The organism is Kitasatospora sp. NPDC057542, assembly GCF_042801945.1.
Taxonomy (GTDB): Bacteria; Actinomycetota; Actinomycetes; order Streptomycetales; family Streptomycetaceae; genus Kitasatospora.
In genome coordinates, this window is sequence record NZ_JBHVFE010000664.1 from 1 (window position 1) to 3,676 (window position 3,676).

Below are 3,676 nucleotides of genomic sequence, written 5' to 3' on the forward strand. Positions count from 1 at the left end.
GTCTTCCTCGCCGACGGCCGCATCGTCGACGAACTCCACAACCCCACCGCCGACACCGTCCTGGACCGCATGCGCCGCTTCGACGCCAAGGGCCGCACCAGCTGACACACCGGCAGCCGCAGCCCCGTCCGAAGTCACCCGCCCCCGAGTACTCCCAGGACTGACACTCCCCCATGTTCCGCACCGCACTGCGCAATGTGCTCGCCCACAAGGGCCGACTGCTGATGACGGTACTGGCCGTCATGCTCGGCACCGCCTTCGTGGCCGGCACGCTGGTCTTCTCCGACACCTTCGGCAACGCACTCAGGACCCAGAACTCCAAGAGCTACACCGACATCGCCGTCACGGTCAGCGACCGCGAGGCCGCCGGCGCTGCCGCCTTCGGCCACGGCAGCGGCAACGGCAGCGGGGCCGCCACCGGCCCGACCCTCACCGAGGAGACCCGTACGAAGGTCGCCGCGCTGCCCGGCGCCGCCGATGTCCGCGGCGTGGTGAGCGGCTTCGCCGGCATCGCCGACAAGAAGGGCGCGCTGATCGGCAACGGATTCTCCACCACCGGCACCAACTACGTGCCGGGCGCCGACGGCACCGACCCGCGTTACCCGTTGGTCGAGGGCCGCGGCCCGAAGAACGCCACCGAGATCGCGCTGGACACCAAGACCGCCGTCAAGGGCGGCTACAAGGTCGGCGACACCGTCCGGGTCGCGGTCAACGGCCCGGTGATGCAGCTCAAGCTCACCGGCACCGTGCACACCAACGACCCGCGCGTGGTGGCCGGCGGCTCGCTGGCCGCCTTCGACACCGCAACCGCCCAGCAGCTCTACCTGAGCCCGGGCCGCTTCGCCGAGCTGGACGTCAAGGCGAAGCCGGGCACCGACGACACCGCGCTGCTCACCGCCGTCAAGCAGGCCGTCCCGCAGGGCGACTTCATCGAGGCCAAGACCGGCCGCGAGCTCGCCGACGAGCAGGACGAGATGATCAGGAAGGGCACCACCTTCCTGACCACCTTCCTCATGGCCTTCGCCGGCATCGCGCTGTTCGTCGGGATCTTCATCATCGCCAACACCTTCACCATGCTGGTCGCCCAGCGCACCAAGGAGCTGGCCCTGCTGCGCGCCGTCGGCGCCACCCGCCGCCAGATCACCCGCTCGGTGCTGGTCGAGGCGCTGCTGGTCGGCCTGACCGCGTCGGTGACCGGTCTGCTGGCGGGCATCGGCATCGCCGTCGGGCTCAAGTCGCTGCTCAACGGCCCGATGGACGCGAACCTGCCGGACGGCCCGCTGATCGTCGCCCCGACCACGGTGATCGCCGCGCTCGCGGTCGGCGTGCTGGTGACGGTACTGGCCGCCTGGCTGCCCGCCCGCCGGGCCTCCCGGATCGCCCCGGTGGCGGCGATGAGCTCGGCCGAGCAGCCCGCCACCCAGAAGGGCCTGCGGGTCCGCAACATCATCGGTCTGCTGTTCTCCCTGGTCGGCGTCGCCTCGCTGGCGGCCGGCGTGGGCGGCAAGGAGGTCAAGCTGGTCGGCCTCGGCGCCGGTGCGCTGCTGATCGGCGTGTTCGTGCTGACCCCGCTGCTGTCCCGGCCGCTGATCACGCTGATCTCCCCGCTGCTGCGCGCCCTGTACGGCGCGCCGGGCAAGCTGGCCAAGGAGAACGCGATCCGCAACCCGCGCCGCACCGCCGCCACGGCCTCGGCGCTGACCATCGGCGTCACCCTGATCACCTCGCTGACCGTGATCGGCGCCTCGGTGAACCAGGCGGTGGACAGGCTCACCGCGACCGACCTCAAGGCCGACTACACGATCGCGATGCAGAACTTCTCCTCGCTCTCCCCCGAGATCGCCACCCAGATCGCCAAGGCGCCCGGCGTCAGCGTGGTGAGCGCCGAGCGCAGCATGTCCGTCGGGATCGGGCAGAACGGGGAGGACAGCGAGTGGATGACCGCGGTGGACGCCGCGACCATCGACCAGCTGGCCACCGTCAAGGTCACGGAGGGCTCCGCGGACGCCCTCAAGCAGGGCAGGCTGCTGGTCAGTTCGGGCCGCGCCAAGGCGGCCGGGTACAAGGTCGGCGACACCCTCGCCGTCACCTACCCGGACGGCGTCAAGGGCTCGCTGACCGTCGGCGGCATCCTGGAGGCCAACACCGCGCTGGCCTCGATCGTCGCCCCGGAGGCCGTGGTCGGCCCGCACGCCCAGCCCGGCTCCGGGCTGGAGAAGATCCTGGTCAAGGGCACGAACGGCGCGACCCCCGAGCTGAAGCAGGCGCTGCGCGACGCGTCCGGCGGCAACCCGCTGATCGCGGTCAAGGGCGCGAAGGAGATCAAGGCGGAGAACCGCCAGATGGTCACCGGGATCCTGAACATGATGTACGGCCTGCTCGGCATGTCCGTGGTCATCGCGGTGCTCGGCGTGGTCAACACCATGGCGATGTCGGTCTTCGAGCGCCGCCGGGAGATCGGGATGCTGCGGGCGGTCGGCCTGGACCGGCTCGGCATCCGCCGGATGGTCCGGCTGGAGTCGCTGCTGATCGCGCTGTTCGGCGGGCTGGTGGGTGTCGGCCTCGGCATCCTGGTCGCCTGGGCGGGCGTGCGCACGCTGGCGGACAGCCTCAAGGGCATCACCACCGTGGTGCCGCCGCTGCAGATCGCCGGCTACCTGCTCGCGGCCGCCGTGATCGGCCTGCTGGCCGCGATGTGGCCGGCCTACCGGGCGTCCAAGCTCGACATCCTGGACTCGATCAAGAGCCAGTAACGTCCGGAAGTACGGAAGCCGGGAGCCCCCGGGGCGGTTCTCAGAACCGCCCCGGGGGCTCCGTCATGTCGTCAGCCGGACATCGTCAGTCGGAACGCATCAGGTGAGAACCATCAGTTGAAGAGCACCTTCTCGTTGTTCGGCTGCAAGGTGCCGGTGGTCAGCCCGGCGGCCGAGACCAGCAGCTGGCCGGCCGGCTTGCCGTCGGTGCCGAGCACCTCGGCGGTGACCGGCGTGGTCTCGTCCGGCGCGGTGACCTGGAGGCCGGTGAGCACGTGGCAGGTCGAGTCCGACGTGTCGCAGACGCTCCACTTGAGGCCCGCGTAACCGGACTTGTTGGGCTTCAGGGTGACCAGCACCGCCGGGCCGGGGTGCGCATCGCGGTTGGCCGACAGCGCGTCGGCGCTGTTGTCGGCCTTCAGACCGCCGAAGCCCGGGTAACCGTACAGGGTGCAGTTGTGGTCACTCTTGTTCTTGATCGTCAGCATGGCCGAACCCGCGCCCTTGATCTGCACGGTGGCGGTGATCTCGTCGCTCTTGCACCGCGAACCGGCCGCCTGGCCGGCCATCGGGTCACCGGGGACGGTGGCCCCGGCGACGCTCGCCTTCGGGTCGCCCGGCTTGTCGTCCGTGTACTTCACGTCGTCGCACGCGGTCAGCAGTACGGTCGCCGCGAGGGCCGCAACACCGGCGGCGACTAACCTGGCAGGCCTGCGAACGGTCATGTTCCCCCCATGGGTGGGTAATGGCATGGAGCTGTCACGCTTAGTACGAAGGTCGTGGCGGAACGGTTCCACTGGGGCTGCGGTTTGTCAGAGCTGGCCGCTTTTCTCCTTCTCCTGACTGGTTTCGGCCGGAACGGGCGAGAACCAGCGAGAATCAGCGCCGCACAAGCGCCGTACAAGCGCCGCACACAAGCGAGA

The 3,676-nt window shown here is 70.1% G+C and carries 2 protein-coding genes and 1 pseudogene; 2 read left to right on the forward strand and 1 reads right to left on the reverse strand.

The window, feature by feature from the left end:
• Together ACFU7Y_RS41720 and ACFU7Y_RS41725 are read left to right on the forward strand one after the other, a co-directional pair.
• A pseudogene (locus ACFU7Y_RS41720) lies at positions 1–105 on the forward strand (ABC transporter ATP-binding protein); the annotation flags it as partial.
• 68 nt (positions 106–173) lie between these two features.
• Positions 174–2,753, forward strand: a complete 2,580-nt coding sequence (locus ACFU7Y_RS41725; protein ID WP_380771633.1) for an ABC transporter permease — start codon at positions 174–176, stop codon at positions 2,751–2,753.
• A gap of 113 nt (positions 2,754–2,866) precedes the next feature.
• On the opposite strand, the gene ACFU7Y_RS41730 is transcribed toward ACFU7Y_RS41725, so the two are convergent.
• Positions 2,867–3,478 carry a DUF4232 domain-containing protein gene (locus ACFU7Y_RS41730; protein WP_224284057.1) on the reverse strand — a complete coding sequence of 204 codons (612 nt, stop codon included), beginning with the start codon at positions 3,476–3,478 and terminating at the stop codon, positions 2,867–2,869.
• Positions 3,479–3,676: the final 198 nt, after the last annotated feature.